General features: G+C 47.5%; 16 protein-coding genes. 3 read left to right on the forward strand and 13 right to left on the reverse strand.

What is annotated here, in order from left to right:
* Positions 1-8 precede the first annotated feature (8 nt).
* Both M654_RS21055 and M654_RS21060 read right to left on the reverse strand, forming a co-directional pair.
* The gene (locus M654_RS21055; protein ID WP_026585960.1) at positions 9-2,192 is read right to left on the reverse strand and encodes a DNA topoisomerase III; all 2,184 of its coding nucleotides are present in this window, start codon (positions 2,190-2,192) and stop codon (positions 9-11) included.
* 63 nt (positions 2,193-2,255) lie between these two features.
* Positions 2,256-2,690, reverse strand: coding sequence for a transcriptional regulator LrpC (locus M654_RS21060; RefSeq protein WP_026585959.1), 435 nt, complete (start codon positions 2,688-2,690; stop codon positions 2,256-2,258).
* 112 nt (positions 2,691-2,802) lie between these two features.
* Here M654_RS21060 and M654_RS21065 point away from each other — a divergent pair, with 112 nt between their 5' ends.
* Both M654_RS21065 and M654_RS21070 read left to right on the forward strand, forming a co-directional pair.
* The gene (locus M654_RS21065; RefSeq protein ID WP_026585958.1) at positions 2,803-3,213 is read left to right on the forward strand and encodes a carboxymuconolactone decarboxylase family protein; all 411 of its coding nucleotides are present in this window, start codon (positions 2,803-2,805) and stop codon (positions 3,211-3,213) included.
* A 73-nt stretch (positions 3,214-3,286) separates the two neighbouring features.
* Entirely contained in the window at positions 3,287-3,583 is a 297-nt protein-coding gene (locus M654_RS21070) for a DUF3817 domain-containing protein (RefSeq protein ID WP_026585957.1), read from the forward strand.
* A gap of 11 nt (positions 3,584-3,594) precedes the next feature.
* Here M654_RS21070 and M654_RS21075 read toward each other — a convergent pair whose 3' ends face one another.
* From M654_RS21075 to M654_RS21085, 3 genes are all read right to left on the reverse strand, one after another.
* A complete protein-coding gene (locus M654_RS21075; protein ID WP_026585956.1) occupies positions 3,595-4,548 on the reverse strand; it encodes an LCP family protein in 954 nt (317 codons plus the stop codon).
* Positions 4,549-4,720: 172 nt separating this feature from the next.
* On the reverse strand, positions 4,721-5,530 hold the full coding sequence (locus M654_RS21080; protein ID WP_026585955.1) for a lipid II flippase Amj: 810 nt from the start codon (positions 5,528-5,530) through the stop codon (positions 4,721-4,723).
* 439 nt (positions 5,531-5,969) lie between these two features.
* Positions 5,970-6,392 carry a pyridoxamine 5'-phosphate oxidase family protein gene (locus tag M654_RS21085; RefSeq protein ID WP_026585954.1) on the reverse strand — a complete coding sequence of 141 codons (423 nt, stop codon included), beginning with the start codon at positions 6,390-6,392 and terminating at the stop codon, positions 5,970-5,972.
* 84 nt (positions 6,393-6,476) lie between these two features.
* On the opposite strand from M654_RS21085, the gene M654_RS21090 reads away from it, so the two are divergent.
* Positions 6,477-6,851: a DUF2283 domain-containing protein gene (locus tag M654_RS21090; protein WP_026585953.1), complete on the forward strand. Its 375-nt coding sequence runs from the start codon at positions 6,477-6,479 to the stop codon at positions 6,849-6,851.
* Positions 6,852-6,867: 16 nt separating this feature from the next.
* Here M654_RS21090 and M654_RS21095 read toward each other — a convergent pair whose 3' ends face one another.
* The 8 genes from M654_RS21095 to M654_RS21130 form a co-directional block, all read right to left on the reverse strand.
* Positions 6,868-7,362 carry a D-lyxose/D-mannose family sugar isomerase gene (locus tag M654_RS21095; protein WP_372708731.1) on the reverse strand — a complete coding sequence of 165 codons (495 nt, stop codon included), beginning with the start codon at positions 7,360-7,362 and terminating at the stop codon, positions 6,868-6,870.
* Between the two features lie 26 nt (positions 7,363-7,388).
* Complete coding sequence (locus M654_RS21100; protein ID WP_026585951.1) at positions 7,389-8,258, reverse strand: SDR family oxidoreductase; 870 nt, start codon at positions 8,256-8,258, stop codon at positions 7,389-7,391.
* Between the two features lie 93 nt (positions 8,259-8,351).
* Positions 8,352-10,430 carry a BglG family transcription antiterminator gene (locus M654_RS21105; protein WP_026585950.1) on the reverse strand — a complete coding sequence of 693 codons (2,079 nt, stop codon included), beginning with the start codon at positions 10,428-10,430 and terminating at the stop codon, positions 8,352-8,354.
* Positions 10,431-10,696: 266 nt separating this feature from the next.
* Positions 10,697-11,836 (reverse strand): mannitol-1-phosphate 5-dehydrogenase, encoded by a 1,140-nt coding sequence (locus M654_RS21110; protein ID WP_026585949.1) that lies wholly within the window; start codon positions 11,834-11,836, stop codon positions 10,697-10,699.
* Entirely contained in the window at positions 11,833-12,273 is a 441-nt protein-coding gene (locus tag M654_RS21115; protein WP_026585948.1) for a PTS mannitol transporter subunit IIA, read from the reverse strand. The genes M654_RS21110 and M654_RS21115 overlap by 4 nt, the downstream gene beginning before the upstream one ends.
* Positions 12,274-12,340: 67 nt before the next feature.
* Positions 12,341-13,759 (reverse strand): PTS mannitol transporter subunit IIBC, encoded by a 1,419-nt coding sequence (locus tag M654_RS21120; RefSeq protein WP_026585947.1) that lies wholly within the window; start codon positions 13,757-13,759, stop codon positions 12,341-12,343.
* A gap of 258 nt (positions 13,760-14,017) precedes the next feature.
* Positions 14,018-14,662, reverse strand: a complete 645-nt coding sequence (locus M654_RS21125; RefSeq protein ID WP_026585946.1) for a GDSL-type esterase/lipase family protein — start codon at positions 14,660-14,662, stop codon at positions 14,018-14,020.
* A gap of 76 nt (positions 14,663-14,738) precedes the next feature.
* Positions 14,739-15,488, reverse strand: a complete 750-nt coding sequence (locus tag M654_RS21130; RefSeq protein WP_026585945.1) for an IclR family transcriptional regulator — start codon at positions 15,486-15,488, stop codon at positions 14,739-14,741.
* Between the last annotated feature and the right edge of the window lie 21 nt (positions 15,489-15,509).

The following is a 15,509-nucleotide window of genomic DNA, read 5'->3' on the forward strand; positions in this document are numbered from 1 at the left end:
AAGCTTTGTTATTGATCAAGCTTCAGCTTCTTCAGCTGTTCGGCGAGCGCGTTGTTGACCGGCTCATCCTTGTTTTGCTTTTTCATGTAGGCATGTACGTCGCGTTTGGACGCTTTTGAGTTTTTGTCTTTTGCTCTGCGCTTTTCAAAAACAGAGAGCTTTTCTCTGTGGCCGCAGACGCAGGCGAAGGTCTGGCCTTCTCCGTGGCCGCGCAGCTCCATCCGTTTATGGCAGACCGGACAGCGGGCGTTCGTTTGTTTGGCGACCGTTTTGCGGTGGCCGCATTCCCTGTCCTGACAGACGAGCATTGTGCCGCGCTTGCCGTTTACTTTCAGCATCAGTTTTCCGCATTCTGGGCAGTGCGTGCCTGTGATGTTATCATGCTTGAATGTTTGATTGCTGCTTTTGATTTCCTTGATCGTCTGCTTCGTATACTCCTTCATTTCCTTGATGAAGGCGGCCGATTTCAGCTTGCCTTTTGCTATGCCTGACAGCTTCTGCTCCCACTCCGCGGTCAGCGCCGGCGATTTTAAATCGCTTGGGACAAGTTCAAGGAGCTGTTTGCCTTTTGAAGTGATATAAATATCTTTTCCTTTTTTCTCGATCAAAAATGTGTTGAACAGCTTTTCGATAATGTCGGCGCGGGTCGCGACCGTCCCGAGTCCGCCCGTCTCGCCAAGCGTTTTCACAAGGTTCTTTTCTTCCCCTTGCATAAATGCGGACGGATTTTCCATCGCCGACAGCAATGTTCCTTCATTAAAACGCGCAGGCGGCTTTGTTTCCCCTTTGGTTTCTGTCAGAGCACGGACGGGCAGCTTGTCGCCTTTTGCAAGCTTGGGAAGAGTTTGATCCTTTTCTTCCTCATCGTCCTCATCATCGGCATAGTCATACACCGCTTTCCAGCCTTGGGACTGAACGGTTTTTCCTTTTGCCGTAAAGGTTTCGCCGCCGATTTCGGCAAACACCTTTGTTTCTTCATATTCAAACGGAGGCAGCAAAACGGACAGAAAACGCTTGGCAATCAAGTCGTACAGCTTTCTCTCCTTATCGCTTAAAGCGCCGAGCGAAAGCGGCTCTTCCGTTGGAATAATCGCGTGGTGGTCGGATACTTTCGCATCATTGACAAAGTTTTTGCCCGCTTTGATCCCGCGCTGCAAAATCCGGTTGACATGCTGGGCATAAGGCTTGACCTGCATCCCTTCCAACCGGTCTTTCAGCGTCGGAACGATGTCGTTTGAAAGAAATCGTGAATCCGTCCGCGGGTATGTGACAAGCTTGTGCTGCTCATAGAGCTTTTGTAAGACGGACAGTGTTTCTTTCGCGGAGAAGCCGAAGCGTTTATGGGCGTCCCTTTGCAATTCTGTTAAATCATAGAGACCGGGTGCAAAGCTTTTTTTCGCCGTTTTCTTCAAATCAGAAATGACCGCCGGTTTGCCTTGCAGAGCTTTTGCAAGCTGAGAGGTCACAGATGCATTGAAGGTGCGGGTCTGCTTTGTTTTTTTGTCCTGCCATGTCAGCGCCATGCCGTCAACTGCGGCGCGCAGGCCATAGTAAGGAACAGGCTTAAAGTTTTTGATGTCTTCCTCACGTTTGGCGATCATTGCCAGTGTCGGCGTCTGCACGCGGCCGCAGGAAAGCTGGGCATTGAATTTCGTCGTCAGCGCCCTTGTCGCGTTGATGCCGACGATCCAGTCAGCTTCGGCTCTTGCCACGGCGGAATGATACAAGTTTTCAAATTCTTTGCCGTTCTTTAAGTTTTTAAATCCGTCTTTGATCGCTTTGTCTGTGACAGATGAAATCCACAAGCGTTTCAAGGGCTTGGTGACCTTTGCCTTGTCGATGATCCAGCGGGCGACAAGCTCGCCTTCCCGTCCTGCATCTGTGGCGATGACGATGTCTTTGACATCTTTTCTGATCAGCTGTGATTTGACCGCCTGAAATTGCTTCCCTGTCTTTTTGATGACGATCAGCTTTAATGGCTCAGGAATAATCGGCAGGTCTTCAAGGCGCCATGACTGATACTCTTTTCCATAGCCTTCCGGGTCCGCCAATGTGACCAAGTGGCCGAGCGCCCATGTCACGATGTAGCGGTCTCCTTCAAGATATCCATTTCCCTTTTTATGACACTTCAGCACGCGGGCCAAATCCCGGCCGACTGAAGGTTTTTCTGCTAAAACGACTGTTTTTGCCAAGTCCATCACATCTCTTTCTTATTCATCCATCCTTTTATTATAACAGATGGAAAGGATTCATCTCTAACGTTCAAAGTCTTTCGTTTTGATTTCTGAAAAAATGACATGTGTCACCGTCTGAGCGTAAGGGGACGTTTGATTGATAAACGCTTCGATTTGCGCCAGGCTTTCGGCGTTTATTTTCAGCATATAGCAGGCCGCTCCCGCGATCCGGTAGCAAAATTCGATGTTCGGCAGACGTTCGATGTAGGTTTTAAACCTTTCATACTCCCCGTTTTTAACCGTCGCTTCAATGATGCAGGAGACCGGAAGTCCGACTTTCTGATAATCGATAGCCAATGTGTACTTTTTAATGATGCCGAATGCTTCAAGACGTCTGACCCTTTCCGTTACCGCCGGAGCGGAAAGATTGATCTTCCTCCCGAGCTCCCTCATCGACGAGCGGCTGTCTTTTTTCAATTCTTCGATGATTTTGTAATCGATCTCATCCATTTGCAAAGTCATGTCCCCCTTTTTCGTATCATTTATAAAACATTGATCGATATATCTTTACGAATGAAATTCCTATTGAAGGGTGAGTTAGATACTATTATGGAGAGGTGATCAAGATATGACAAGAATTATTCCTTCATCAAGGGGAGAGACTCCGTTTCAAAGACTTTTAGGGCATTCCGAATCGGTTCTTTCAGCCTGGACGGCATTGGCGGACGAACTTTCCGGAGACGGTTTGTTATCAAAGGAGCTGAAGGAACAGGTACGCCGAGTGCTGGCACAGGGCAACGGCTGTGAATATTGCAAGGCTAAGGGCAAGCCTGAAGCTTCCAATCTTGAAAAAACCAGCCTTGCCATGGGCTTTGCGGAAGTGTTTCTGTCAGAAAGAGACCGAATCGGCGACAGGCAGTTTGACGTGCTGAAAGAGATGTTCTCTGATGAAGAAATCGCAGAGCTTACAGCATTTATTTGCTTTACGACGGCACAGCAATATTTCGGGGCTTTAATGAAAATTCCGGCACAAAAATAAACGCGGGGCCTGTTCTAATTGTATACATTTAGTCTATATTATAGAGGTAAGATTAGAACAGGGAGGGTATCTCATGCTGCAAACACCGATTGGCCGCCTTCGAACGATGGGGTTTATTGAAGGCATGTCACTCTTAATCCTGCTTTTTGTCGCCATGCCTCTGAAATACTGGGCGGGTTATCCGATGGCCGTCACAATCGTCGGATCGCTTCACGGCGGATTGTTTATCATCTATCTGCTCGTTCTGTTATATGTGACATTCGCCTTGAGGTGGTCGCTGAAATGGCCTGCCGCGGGTCTGCTCGTCGCTTTTGTTCCGTTCGGAAACTTTCTTTATGACCGGGGTTTGAAAAAATATGCTCAAAAATAAGATCCGCCGTGTTATTCGGCGGATCCCTCGTCAAGAAATTGTTGCAGTGCTTCTTTATTTTTTTCCAGATCCAAATCCAACACATCTCCGTATTTTGGATCTCTTAGATTTGTATATGAGCCGTCAACAGGCAGCCTGAAGCTTTTCGTTTCTTTTGTTTCTCCTAAAAAGAAGTCTTTACCGACTGAAAATATGACGCCGTTCGGAAGGTTTGTCTCGACATACGGGTCGACGAGGCCCAACACCTTCGGAAGCCGCGCGACATTTCCGATATTCACCGCTTCTTTCTCCAGCTTTCCAAAGACCTCCTGTTGCCTTCTTACCCGTCCAAAGTCGCTTTCTCTGTCATGTCTAAACCGGACATATCCGAGCAGTTTGTCACCGTGAAGAACCTGCTTTCCCGGTTCCAATGTCATGCCGATTCCGTAAGACATCCTTTTCGGCACATTGACTTCAATGCCATCGGGGGCAATCGCATCGACGACTTTGGCAAACCCTTTAAAATCGAGTACGGCATAGTAATTGATGTTCAAACCGAAGTTTTCCTTCAGTGTTTGACGGACAAGCTCAGGGCCGCCGAAAGCATATGCTGCATTGATTTTTTGCTTTTCATGCCCCGGTATATCGACATAGCTGTCCCTCATGATCGAGATCAATTTAGGCTGCTTTTGTTTTTTATCGTAATGAATGACCATCATCGAATCCGATCTTGAATGCTCTTCCCCCCTGGAATCGATTCCGAGTACGAGGACGTTCACTTCATCCAAATCCGAGCCTTCCCCGTTGAACTCGAACTGACCATCGTTTTTAAAGCTTCCGTCTGACTCTGATAAACCTTGTCGGTATTCGTAGATGCTGTATCCTGTAACAGCAATGATAAGCAGTACGATGAATAGCAACAGCCGTTTGATGATTTTCCGCCGTTTTTTCTTCTTCTTTTTTACCTTTACTCTTACTCTTTTCACATTATCCACTATTATCACCGCCCCAAATAGACTACCACAGGATGACATAGTCGACAATTAATAAAAGAAAGCTGTAAAGGTATTCACCATCCGTAATATTATACTTCATTCTTCTTTATCTTACAAAACGAAATAATATCATTCGCTTTTTGATCATTTCGTCAAATAACACCTACATCCATTTGGTCATCCATGCGATATAGTAAGATGCCGGTATAAACAAAATTTGCGCAAGAACCGTGCCGGTTACCCTGGATACGGCCATTGTGACAGAGGCCCATTTCAAATAAACATAGCTCCGCTTCCCTTTGGCCACATCATCGGCCAGCACGGAAACCTTCGGATCGACAAACAGCGCCAACAGCATCGTTGCGATTCCATTGACAAGTCCTGATGCCATCACTGCCGTTGTGTGCCGTTCCGGAACGAGAACACCGGCGTATAAGGCGGCCAGCACACCGATCGTGTAAATGGCCGTGATCACCATGTTTAAAACGAACAGCCGTTTTGGGATGAAGCGAAACTGAAAGCCTTTTGCATATTGTATAGTCGGCCTTTTCAAATAGCGCCTCATATTTTTCAGGCTGCTTTTCGAAAACGCCTTGCGAAACACGTGCAAAACAGAACCGTCCTTACCGGCCAAATGAATGATCGCCCGCGAAAAAACGGCGATGAATGTCGGCAAGAGGAGCATTCCGCAGATGGTCCCGACGGTTGAGCCGAAGATTAAAAACCGAAACTGCTTTCCCACGAGTGAGAGTGCATCCGCGCCTGCCATATCAACGAGCTTCCCCGTCACAGGCTGCTGAATCATATTGGACATTCTCGAGACGATCACCATCACATTAAACAAGGACAGAGCCGAAGCGATAAACCCGACTCTGGCGCCGGACAGCCGGGCCGCATAAGCCAATGTTTCAATAGAGTGTATGAGCAATAAAAAACAAAAAATCAAGAGTACTTTTGAAGTTAAAACATCCATATTCCTGTCCTCCAGTCTATTGATTAGACTTCTTACTGCGAGGAAAGGTTTCGGAAATTTAAAAAACCGCTTCAGCATGCGCCAAAGCGGTTTTCCATTTCATTTAGTCTTTTTATTCGAGCAAATATTTATATTCAAAAGTCCGCTAAAACTGCGGAAGATCAGCATCTATCGTTCCGAGTGAAAGTAAACACCATGGAATTTCTGAAACCAAGACAACGAAAGCCCTACCTCTCAATCGTCCTTGCGGCTCCGAAGCCGCGCCAGTGTGAATTGTGAAACAAAAAGTCTTTTTTCCCTCTAGCCTGTGTTAGGGGCGGTCAGAGGAAGAAAACAAGCATCTTCTAAGAAAGAAAAAAGAAGTTTACTTTTCATTATTTGCTCTTAGCGTGTTCCTGTGTTGTATTATACTACAGAATGATCCAAATGACAAACTGTGCTATAAATCAAGGGTCACCGGAGTGCTTTCCCCTCCGTTCATCAGCCTGATTTCCGAAGGATGGATTTCAAGCACGGTCAGGTTTGGATCGTCTTTTCCGTCAAACCAGCGCTCAAGTCGTTCATCCCAGATTTGATCCTTTAATTCTTTTGAGTGGTTCAGCTCGGCCGTCCCCTTGATTTCCAGATAAGCGTCGCCGAAGCCTTCTCCGTCATAGCCTAAAAGCACATGGACATTCGGATTGTTGTCGATCTCTTCGGCTTTGTGTGTTTCATCGCTTGTCGGCGTGTAGAGTGTCATTCCGTCGTGGAAGAACGTCATATAGCGGGAATTGGGCTTCCCCTGTTCAACCGTGGCAAGCGTACCGATCTTATGATGATCGAGAATATCGAGCACCTTTTGTTTGATCTGCTGCTGATCCATTTTAAGTTCCTCCTTTTCATCGAGTCCACTGTTACTTTTCCACAATGTCCGGTATATTAAACAATGGAATGAGGTGGTTTCATGATGAATATTTTAATTGCATTTGATGCTGAAGCTGATACGGGCTATATTTCCCTGACGGAAAAGCAGACCGCCCCCGTCACAACTGAAGATATCGGAGATTCGCCATTGATGGCTGATCTTGATCGCGACAACCGGATCATCGGCATTGAATTTACGGGAAAAGCCGCACCTGATGTCGCCCAGCTTGGAAGCTTAACCGGTAGGAAGCGCAAGCTTGAAGTCGCATCCTTGGCTGACAGATCCATCTATCGCTTTCGGGCGAACGGTTTAAAGGCAGTAAACATGCTGCAAATGAACGGGATTCGTTTTTATTTTGCTGATGACGAATTTCGGCATTTCATCGGTTTTGATATTGAAAGAGAAAAAAGCGAATGAGAGCTGCTCCCATTCGCTAAATTCTTGGATCCGTAAACATATCGTGGTCATCTGTGCTTGTAGAAGAAAACTCACTCATCACCGCGCCCTCACAGCCGGCTTTGAACCAATGCTTTGTGTTTGGCGGAATGGTGTATTGTTCGCCGGGAGACAGTCGGATTTCACGCCAGACGGTGAAATGCTCCCGATCCTCAATGGGCGGCAGGACGGCGGGTATGTCTGTTGTTTCTCCTTCCACATACAAATAGACCTTTCCATACCGGCATCTCAATGTTTCTTCTTTTCCCTTTTCTCCATTGACAGGAGGATGACGGTGTTCAGGGCAAGTCTGGCCGGGGAACAAAACAAGCTCTTTGGCACAATAGCGGTCTGTATTGACGTAAACGATGAGCTGAAGGCCGAGCTTGTTCAGTTTATTTAAGCCGTAGTCCATGATTTGAATGCTGTTTTTTTCATCCTCGGACAGCATGATCCCCGCTTTTTGATAGTATTGTACGACATCTTCCTTCATCACCTTCACTGCGCTGTTTCCTCCTCTTACGTCGTAATAAAGTCTCCGCCATTGACATGAAGGGTCTGTCCAGTCATATAAGATGATTCGTCTGATGCGAGAAGCACATAGCAGCCGACAAGTTCGGCCGGCTGTCCCGGACGGCCCATTGGCGTGTCTGTTCCGAATGCAGCGACTTTATCGGCGGAGAACGTTGATGGAATCAGCGGCGTCCAAATCGGTCCCGGCGCTACCGCATTGACGCGGATCCCGTCTCCGACAAGCGCCTGGGACATCGACCGTGTGAAGGCATTGATCGCTCCTTTTGTCGCTGTATAATCAATCAGTTCTGGATTGCCCCGGTAAGGATTGATTGAGGTGGTATTAATGATCACACTGCCAGGTTCCAAATAATCGATCGCTTTTTTTGTGAAGTAGAAATAGGAAAAGAAATTGGTTTTAAATGTTCTCTCAAGCTGCTCGCTGGAAATGTCTTTAATTCCGTCTTTAGGATGCTGTTCTGCGGCATTGTTGACCAGAATGTCAAGCCTTCCTAATTTCTTGACAGTCTGTTCAACGGCATCAATGCAGAACGCTTCATCCCCGGCATCACCGGGAAGCAAGAGACATTTGGCGCCCTCTTTTTCAACAAGGGCTTTCGTTTCCTGTGCGTCTTCATGTTCGTTCAGGTAAACGATTGAGATATCTGCGCCTTCTTTGGCATAAGTAACGGCGACGGCTCTGCCGATTCCGCTGTCACCGCCTGTGATAAGCGCGACTTTCCCTTTCAGCTTATCCGTGCCTTTATGGTTTTCAACCTCATAGATCGGACGCGGATCCATGACGCTTTCCACACCGGGCTGGCGGTCTTGCGTTTGTGCCGGCTGTCCGTTTGTTTGCCGATGGCGTAGATCCATTTTAATTCCTCCCTTTTGTTATATTACTTTCCTTTTAGCCGCCGATTGGTCTGTTTAAACACGCAAAGCCCCGGAGGATGCTCCGGGGCCTTTTCACCATTCTTTGTTTTGGATGAATTTGTGAAATAACATGTTCAGCCTGCTGTAAAGCTCATCTGCGTCACCCGTCTGGTATGCACGCAGGCTTTCATCGCTTTCAATAATCGATGAGCTGATCAGACTTAACAGTTCGGCTCCTTCTGGAGAAATTCCGGCCGGGGCCAGCATGATCAGCATTCGCGACATCTGCATGACGCTTCCGTCCATTCCTCTGATCTCATGCGGTGCCGAGAGGTCAACGGTTTTGAATAGCGGCACGGCGGCCGCTTCGCTTTTTAAATGAAACAGTGCGAAGGATGTACCCGGTATTCCCAGACCTCCTTGTGCTTCACGTTTTAAAAGCCCTTCAGCCACTTGCCGGCTGTCGGTGATCAATCCTTGCTCTTCCAGCATCCCGCAGATGCGTCTCACCGTCTGTTCGTGACTTGTATCATTCTTGTACACGTCAACCGTAAAATGGGATAAAACATCTTGAATCACCGCTGCATAACGGCTGATTTTCCGGGCGATATCAAGCATATCGGGAAACGGTTCGGACTGTTTTGTTTCCGACCTTTTTTTCTTTAAAATCAGCGGAATTTTTCGGGTTAATTGGTGCTTGATTTGTTTGACGTCCTCTTCATTAAGCAGCGGGCTGACGGTGACATAATCGACCCCTTCATACGGAATCGGCACAGTTGAGACAATGATGTCGTACGCTTCGGCATTCTTTGTTTTCAGTTCCATCAGCGAAGAAATGTCAAATGACGCGATTTCAGGAAGCTCTTTTTTCAATCTTGAAGCCAGCATCTTGGATGAGCCGATCCCGCTTGAACAGATGACAAGCGCGCTGATGTCTACTTTTTGTTTGCTCATTTCAAGGGCTGACCCAAAATGAAGGACAATAAAAGCAATTTCTTCCTCAGGAAAACGAATCTCCGGAAAAAATGTTTCGACACCCTCTTCAATCGCCATATACAAGAGAAAATAATCTTTTTTCACCTGCTCTGTTAAAGGGTTGTGCACCGACATTTTTTCTTTAATGCGGATGATCGCAGGTTCGAGATGGGCGATTAATCCTTCATACAGCGAATGGTTGCCGGTTAAATTCATCCCCGTTTTTTGCGAGATGAAATCAATCAGCCTTTTCGTCCTGAGAGCGGTGTCAAGCTCGATATCTTCCGCCCTGTAGTCCGTTTTAAAGCTCTTGTTGGCGCTTCGCAAATGCATCGTGATATACCCGGCTTCAGCTTCCGGGATCTTCACGTGAAACGCTTCTTCGAGCGCGTCTGCCATCGCAAGGGCAAGCTCAAATTCTTTTGTATTTTTCAGCTCCGCCAATTCTTTGTCATTGATATTGATCACTTCGCCAAGCTGAATTCGTTCAATCGCAAACGTCAAGTGTACGACAAGGGCGATATAGGCGCTGTCGGAAAGAGAAAGCCCATGCTTTTCTTTCATCTCAAACAGCACCTTTTCCGCTTTCAGCAATTTCCCCCTGCTGACGACCCCAAATATTTTTTCCGGCGCTTCGTTCTTGCCTTTAATATTCATTTCGATCGTCTCCAGAAACTGCTGAACGTCAAGCTTGTCCGCCATAAGATTTCCGACGATTTTCCGTTTTGCGTCTTCAGGTCCTCTCAGCTCAATGCCATAGCCTCTTTTTCTGATCAGCGAAAGTCCGAACGGGGCGATCCAATTCTCCAGCTCATCAAGGTCATTGCTGATGGTCGCTGTCGTCACCTGCAAATCATTGGCGATTGTATAAAGCTTGATCGGCTCACCCGCTTCAAGCATCGCGCACAAAATCAACAGCTTTCGTTCATCAGAGCTGTATTCGACATGGTTATCCCTGGACAGATCGCCGAGAAGCCGCTGTTTATTCCGGTAAGCTCCCACCAGCTTCAAGCCTTTTCCAGGCTGTTTATCAAGCTGGAGCTGATACTCGCTCAGAGCGGATTTGACCGCTTTGAGCTCGCGATGAACCGTCCTTGTGCTGACTTCAATATAGTCGGCAATTTCATTGACTTTGACATAACGATTTTGGTGTAAAAGATATTTAATCAGTTTTTGTTCCCTTGCTGTCATATACATAAAGCGCCGCCTCCGGTGTTGTCGTTTTTGCGGGGTGATTAGGGGGGTGCCGACGGTTGAAAATGGTATCCCTATCATAAAACGCTTACAAGAAATCTTCAATTCAAACTAATTAATTTTTTACTAAAATATAAGTGGAAATTTTTTCAGAAGTGAAGAAACATCAGCTGACAGCTGATGCTTCTACTAGGTTATGTCCCGAGCCACCCTATCATTCGTTCCGTTTGTGGCAGGCCCCCGCCAGGCTCCCGCGGTTTTATCGGAAACTATTGTTTCAAATGCTTCATCACCAGCGCGAACAAAGATTCATTCTTGTCGAGCCCGCATACGTCCTGAAGCACTTCTTCATAGCCTTTTTCAGCGATCATGCTTTGAAGCTGAACGGCTTCCTGATCATCAGCAAAATCGAACTGCAGCGCCAAGGCGATCCCTTCCGCTAGGCGGACAGGTTCAACCCCCGATTTGCTCAGCTTTTGGGCCGGACCGACAAGCCGGTCATGCGGGCCAAGCTTACGAAGCGGCGATCTGGCCACACGTGTGACATCGTCTGAGAGGCTTTCATTTTCAAACCGGCTGAAAATTTTCTTAATATAGCGCTCGTGCTCCTCCTCTGTAAAATCATATGTCTCAACAAGGTAGCGCCCCGTTTCTTCCAGCGCGCCTGCGACCGTTTGGCGCACCTCCGGATGATCGACGGCCTCTTTTATCGTCTTGAGTCCTTTTTGATAGCCGGCATATGCGGCCATGGCATGTCCGGTATTGACGGTAAAAAGCTTTCTTTCAATGAAAGGCGCAAGATCGGATACATAGGTCACCCCTTGAATATCGGGGATATCGCTGATAAACGCGGTTTTGTCGACCGCCCATTCGAAGAACGGCTCAACGCTCACCTTCAGCGGGTCTTCGTGATGCTGGATCGGCACAATCCGGTCTACCGCGGAATTCGGAAAGGCAACGACTCCGTCAAGCGCTTTGCGCTCTTCTTCGTTTAAGTGGCTGAAAACCTCCTCCTGCAGATGACTGCTTCCGCCGATCATATTTTCACAGGCGATGATGTGAAGGGGTTTGCCGTTTGTTTTGAGCCGCTTTTTCAGCCCTTCTGCGATCGGCTTGGCAATCAGTTTCAGCACTGATGGGCCGACGGCTGTTGTCACGAGATCGGCTTGTTCAAGTGTTTCATACAACACTTCAAGCTCTGTGCCGCTGTTGATCGCCCGGACGGGGCCGATCGTTTCCGTCTTCCGGGCTGTGTCAGCCAATTCGACGGTATAGCGCCGCTTTTCGTTCAGTTCTTGGATGACGGTTTCATTCACATCGGCAAAGACAACTTCATATCCCGATTTGCAGAGCAGGGCGCCGATGAATCCGCGGCCGATATTGCCCGCGCCAAAGTGCAAGGCGATCATAGCTCTGCACCTTCTTCAAAAACCGTCATCAATTCAGCTTCGTCTTCAGCGTTGATCAATCGTTCAACATTTTCGGTTTCAGAGCAGACGATGGCAATCTTCGAAAGGATTTCAAGGTGTTCATCGTTTTTCCCGGCGATGCCAAAAACCACTTTCGCAATATTTCCATCACCGTATTCAACACCTTCAGGTATTTGAATGACGGAGATGCCTGAGTGAAGAACGTTTTGTTTGCTGTCTTCTGTACCGTGCGGAATGGCGATCGCGTTGCCCATGTAAGTGGATGTTATGCTTTCCCTCTCAAGCATCTTCTCGATATAGTCCGCCGTGACATACCCGGAATCAACAAGAGCCTTTCCTGCAAGCCTGATCGCTTCTTCCTGTGTTGCGGCAGATTGATTGAGATGAATGTTTTCTTTTGCAAGTACTGGTTTCATTGGGAAATCACTCTCTTTCATACATGTTGTGTGAGCCTGAATGAACAGGCTCACGGGTTGCAAAATATTATTTTTTCAGCTGATTGATCAGTTCGTCGTATTTTGGACTGTTAAGAAAATTTTCTACTGAAATGTGTTTGGCGGTTGGAAGCTTCGCTTTCGCGCGCTCCGTCAAATCTTTATGCGTAATGACGATATCCGCGTCATCCGGCAGATTGTTAATCGATGTATTGGAAACATCGATATCGAGTTCAGCCTTTTTGACTTTGTTTTTCAAAATGGACGCTCCCATCGCACTGGAGCCCATTCCGGCATCACAAGCGAAGATGATTTTGCCGACATTTTCGTATGCTGATTCCTCAGCTTGTTCAGCTGAAGTCAAGGCAGAAACGGCCTGGCTTTTCTTGCCTTTCATTTGCTGCATTTTTTCCGTCGCTGCTGTTAAATCTTCATCAGCTGCTTTAGATGTTTTGAGAATGAGCGCCGCCACAATAAATGAGACCGCCGCCGCGACAAGAACACCAAGGATAATGCCGATGTGGTTGCCTTTCGGTGTCATCGCCAAAACTGCGATAATGCTTCCCGGAGACGGAACGGCCGCAAGCCCCGCATTAAAGATGGAGAATGTCAGCACACCGCTTGCACCCCCTGCGATTGCAGCTAAAATGAGCAGCGGTTTCATCAAGATGTAAGGGAAATAGATTTCATGAATTCCCCCAAGGAAGTGAATGACCGCAGCCCCAGGCGCGGTTTGCTTTGATGTTCCTCTTCCGAATACCATATAAGCCAGCAGAATGCCGAGGCCCGGTCCAGGATTCGCTTCGAGCAGGAACAAAATCGATTTTCCTGTATTGGCCGCTTCTTCAATCCCAATCGGACTCAAAATCCCGTGGTTGATGGCATTGTTCAGGAAAAGAACTTTCGCCGGTTCTACAAAAATGCTGGCCAGCGGCAGCAGGTTCGCATTGACGATCACTTCCACGCCGGCCGCCAATGTTTTATTCAAGCCGAGCACAACCGGACCGATCGCCAAGAAACCGAGCACGGTCAGGATAAATCCGAGGATGCCGGCCGTGAAGTTGTTGATCAGCATTTCAAAGCCTGAACGGACCTTATCTTTGAAAAGCCTGTCGGTTAATTTGATCAAATAGCCGCCCAGCGGCCCCATGATCATCGCGCCGAGGAACATCGGAATGTCCGCGCCGACAATGACGCCGATAGCAGCTGTCGCCCCGACGACGCCTCCGCGGTGGTCGTACACCATCTTACCGCCTGTATAGCCGATCAATAGCGGCAGCAAGTATTTAATCATCGGATCAACCAATGAAGCGAGCGCTTCATTCGGCATCCACCCCGTCGGAATAAATAAGGCGGTAATGATGCCCCATGCGATAAATGCGCCGATGTTCGGCATAATCATTCCGCTTAAATAGCTGCCGAAACGTTGAATCTTTACTTTGAAACCTTTATTTTGTTTGTCTTCCATTTCATAACCTCCTTTGTTGTCTTTAAAAGCAACAGATCAAAAAATGATGTCGAATAATGTCGGCCTCTTGTTTTTATATTAAAACGCTTACAGACGCGTCTCAATTGAAAGAAAACGCCACTTTGGCATTAGCGGTGTGACAAAATTTAATAGTGAATGTTTGATTGTGTCTTTGCCTGCGGCAAATAAACCGGGCAGAGCCTTCCAAGGCATAAAAAAAAGACCTTCTTTTATCAGAAGGATCTTTCGTTTAACGATTTAGATTTCATTGTCAAGCGGCCCATAGCCCGCCTCCCTCAGCTTTTCCGCCATGGCTTCATATCCCCTGCTGTTCGGATGAACCCGATCAAATGACAGCAGTTCTTTTTCGCGTCCTTTAAAAACGGCATACGTGTCGATGACCTTGACATGCGGCGGTGCTTCCAGCTGTTTTAAGTGCCGGTTAAAGCCGGTAATCCACTTGTCGGCCAATTCGATGTGCGGAAACGGATTGTATAAGTTGAGGAGCCGGATGACATAACAGCCGTCTTTTTCGCCCTTGATCTCATTTATTTTTTCCAACATGTTTGAGTAGTTTTTCTGGCAATGGGAAGAGGCTTCCAAAAAAACATGCTCATCCTTTTCTTTCTCGTATATGTCCAAGGATCGAAGCAGATCGTTCCCACATCCCGTGATCGTGATGACATCCGCTTTTTTAACCTGTTCTTTGACGAACGGCATATTGAGCATGTCGAGAATTTCCGCCGTCTCAAGTCCCGATTTTGCGAATTTCACTAATGAGACATCCTGCTTCAAGTCTTCCTCCACTTTTTTCTTATAGCGCTGGACAAATCCCGGCTCAAACAAGCCGGAGCCGACTCCGACGGTCAAAGAGTCGCCGAGAGCGACATATTGAAGCGTCATATCCTTTCCCCCTTCTGTTTTGTGACAGATACCATATATGTACTCGACAGAAGTGAAAAAGGATACTCTCCTTCATTTAAAAACCTAGTTTTTTGGAAATGTCGAGCGCTGCTTTTTTGACCCGTTCCGTCAAATAGGGAAGGCGGTCTTTTTGAAAGCGCGCTTCAAATCCGGCAATGCTGATACCGGCGACAACCTCGCGTTTATGGTTGAAAATCGGCGCGGCGATGGCGGATGTATAATCTTCAAGCTCTGAATGGCTGACGGTGCAGCCATTTCGGTATGATTCCTCAAGCACGTGTAGAAGCTCCTCCTTGCCGCGGATCGTTCCTGAAGCCATCGGCTTCAACTCGATTTTTTCGACATAGGAATCCCGCTCTTTTTTGGGCAAAAAGGTCAAAATGCTCCGCGCACAGGCTCCGGCATACAGCGGCGAGCGCCTGCCGATCGCCGTGTAAAGGCGAACCGTCTGTGTTCCCTCTATTTTTTCTATGTACATCGCTTCATTCCCCCGCCTCACAATCAAATGGACGGCTTCATCCACTTCATCGCGAAGCGCTTCCATAATGGGCAAGGCGATTTTCCGGATATCAAGCCTTTCTGAAACGAGCTGGCCGTATTGGAGAAATAACAGCCCTAAAGCGTACATCCCATTTTCATCGCGATCGAGAAACCCCATTTCTTCGAGAGAGCAAACCATGCGGTACACAGATGTTTTCGGCATGCCCGTAAGCTCAATCATGTCATTGAGAGAGAGCCTTTCTCTCGTCAAAAACAGATTGAGCAGAGTCATGGCTTTGACAACCGTTTTATTCCTGTTTTCCATCCCTTCCCCCTCCTGATACAC

The organism is Bacillus sp. NSP9.1, assembly GCF_000465465.2.
Lineage (GTDB): Bacteria > Bacillota > Bacilli > Bacillales > Bacillaceae > Bacillus > Bacillus sonorensis_A.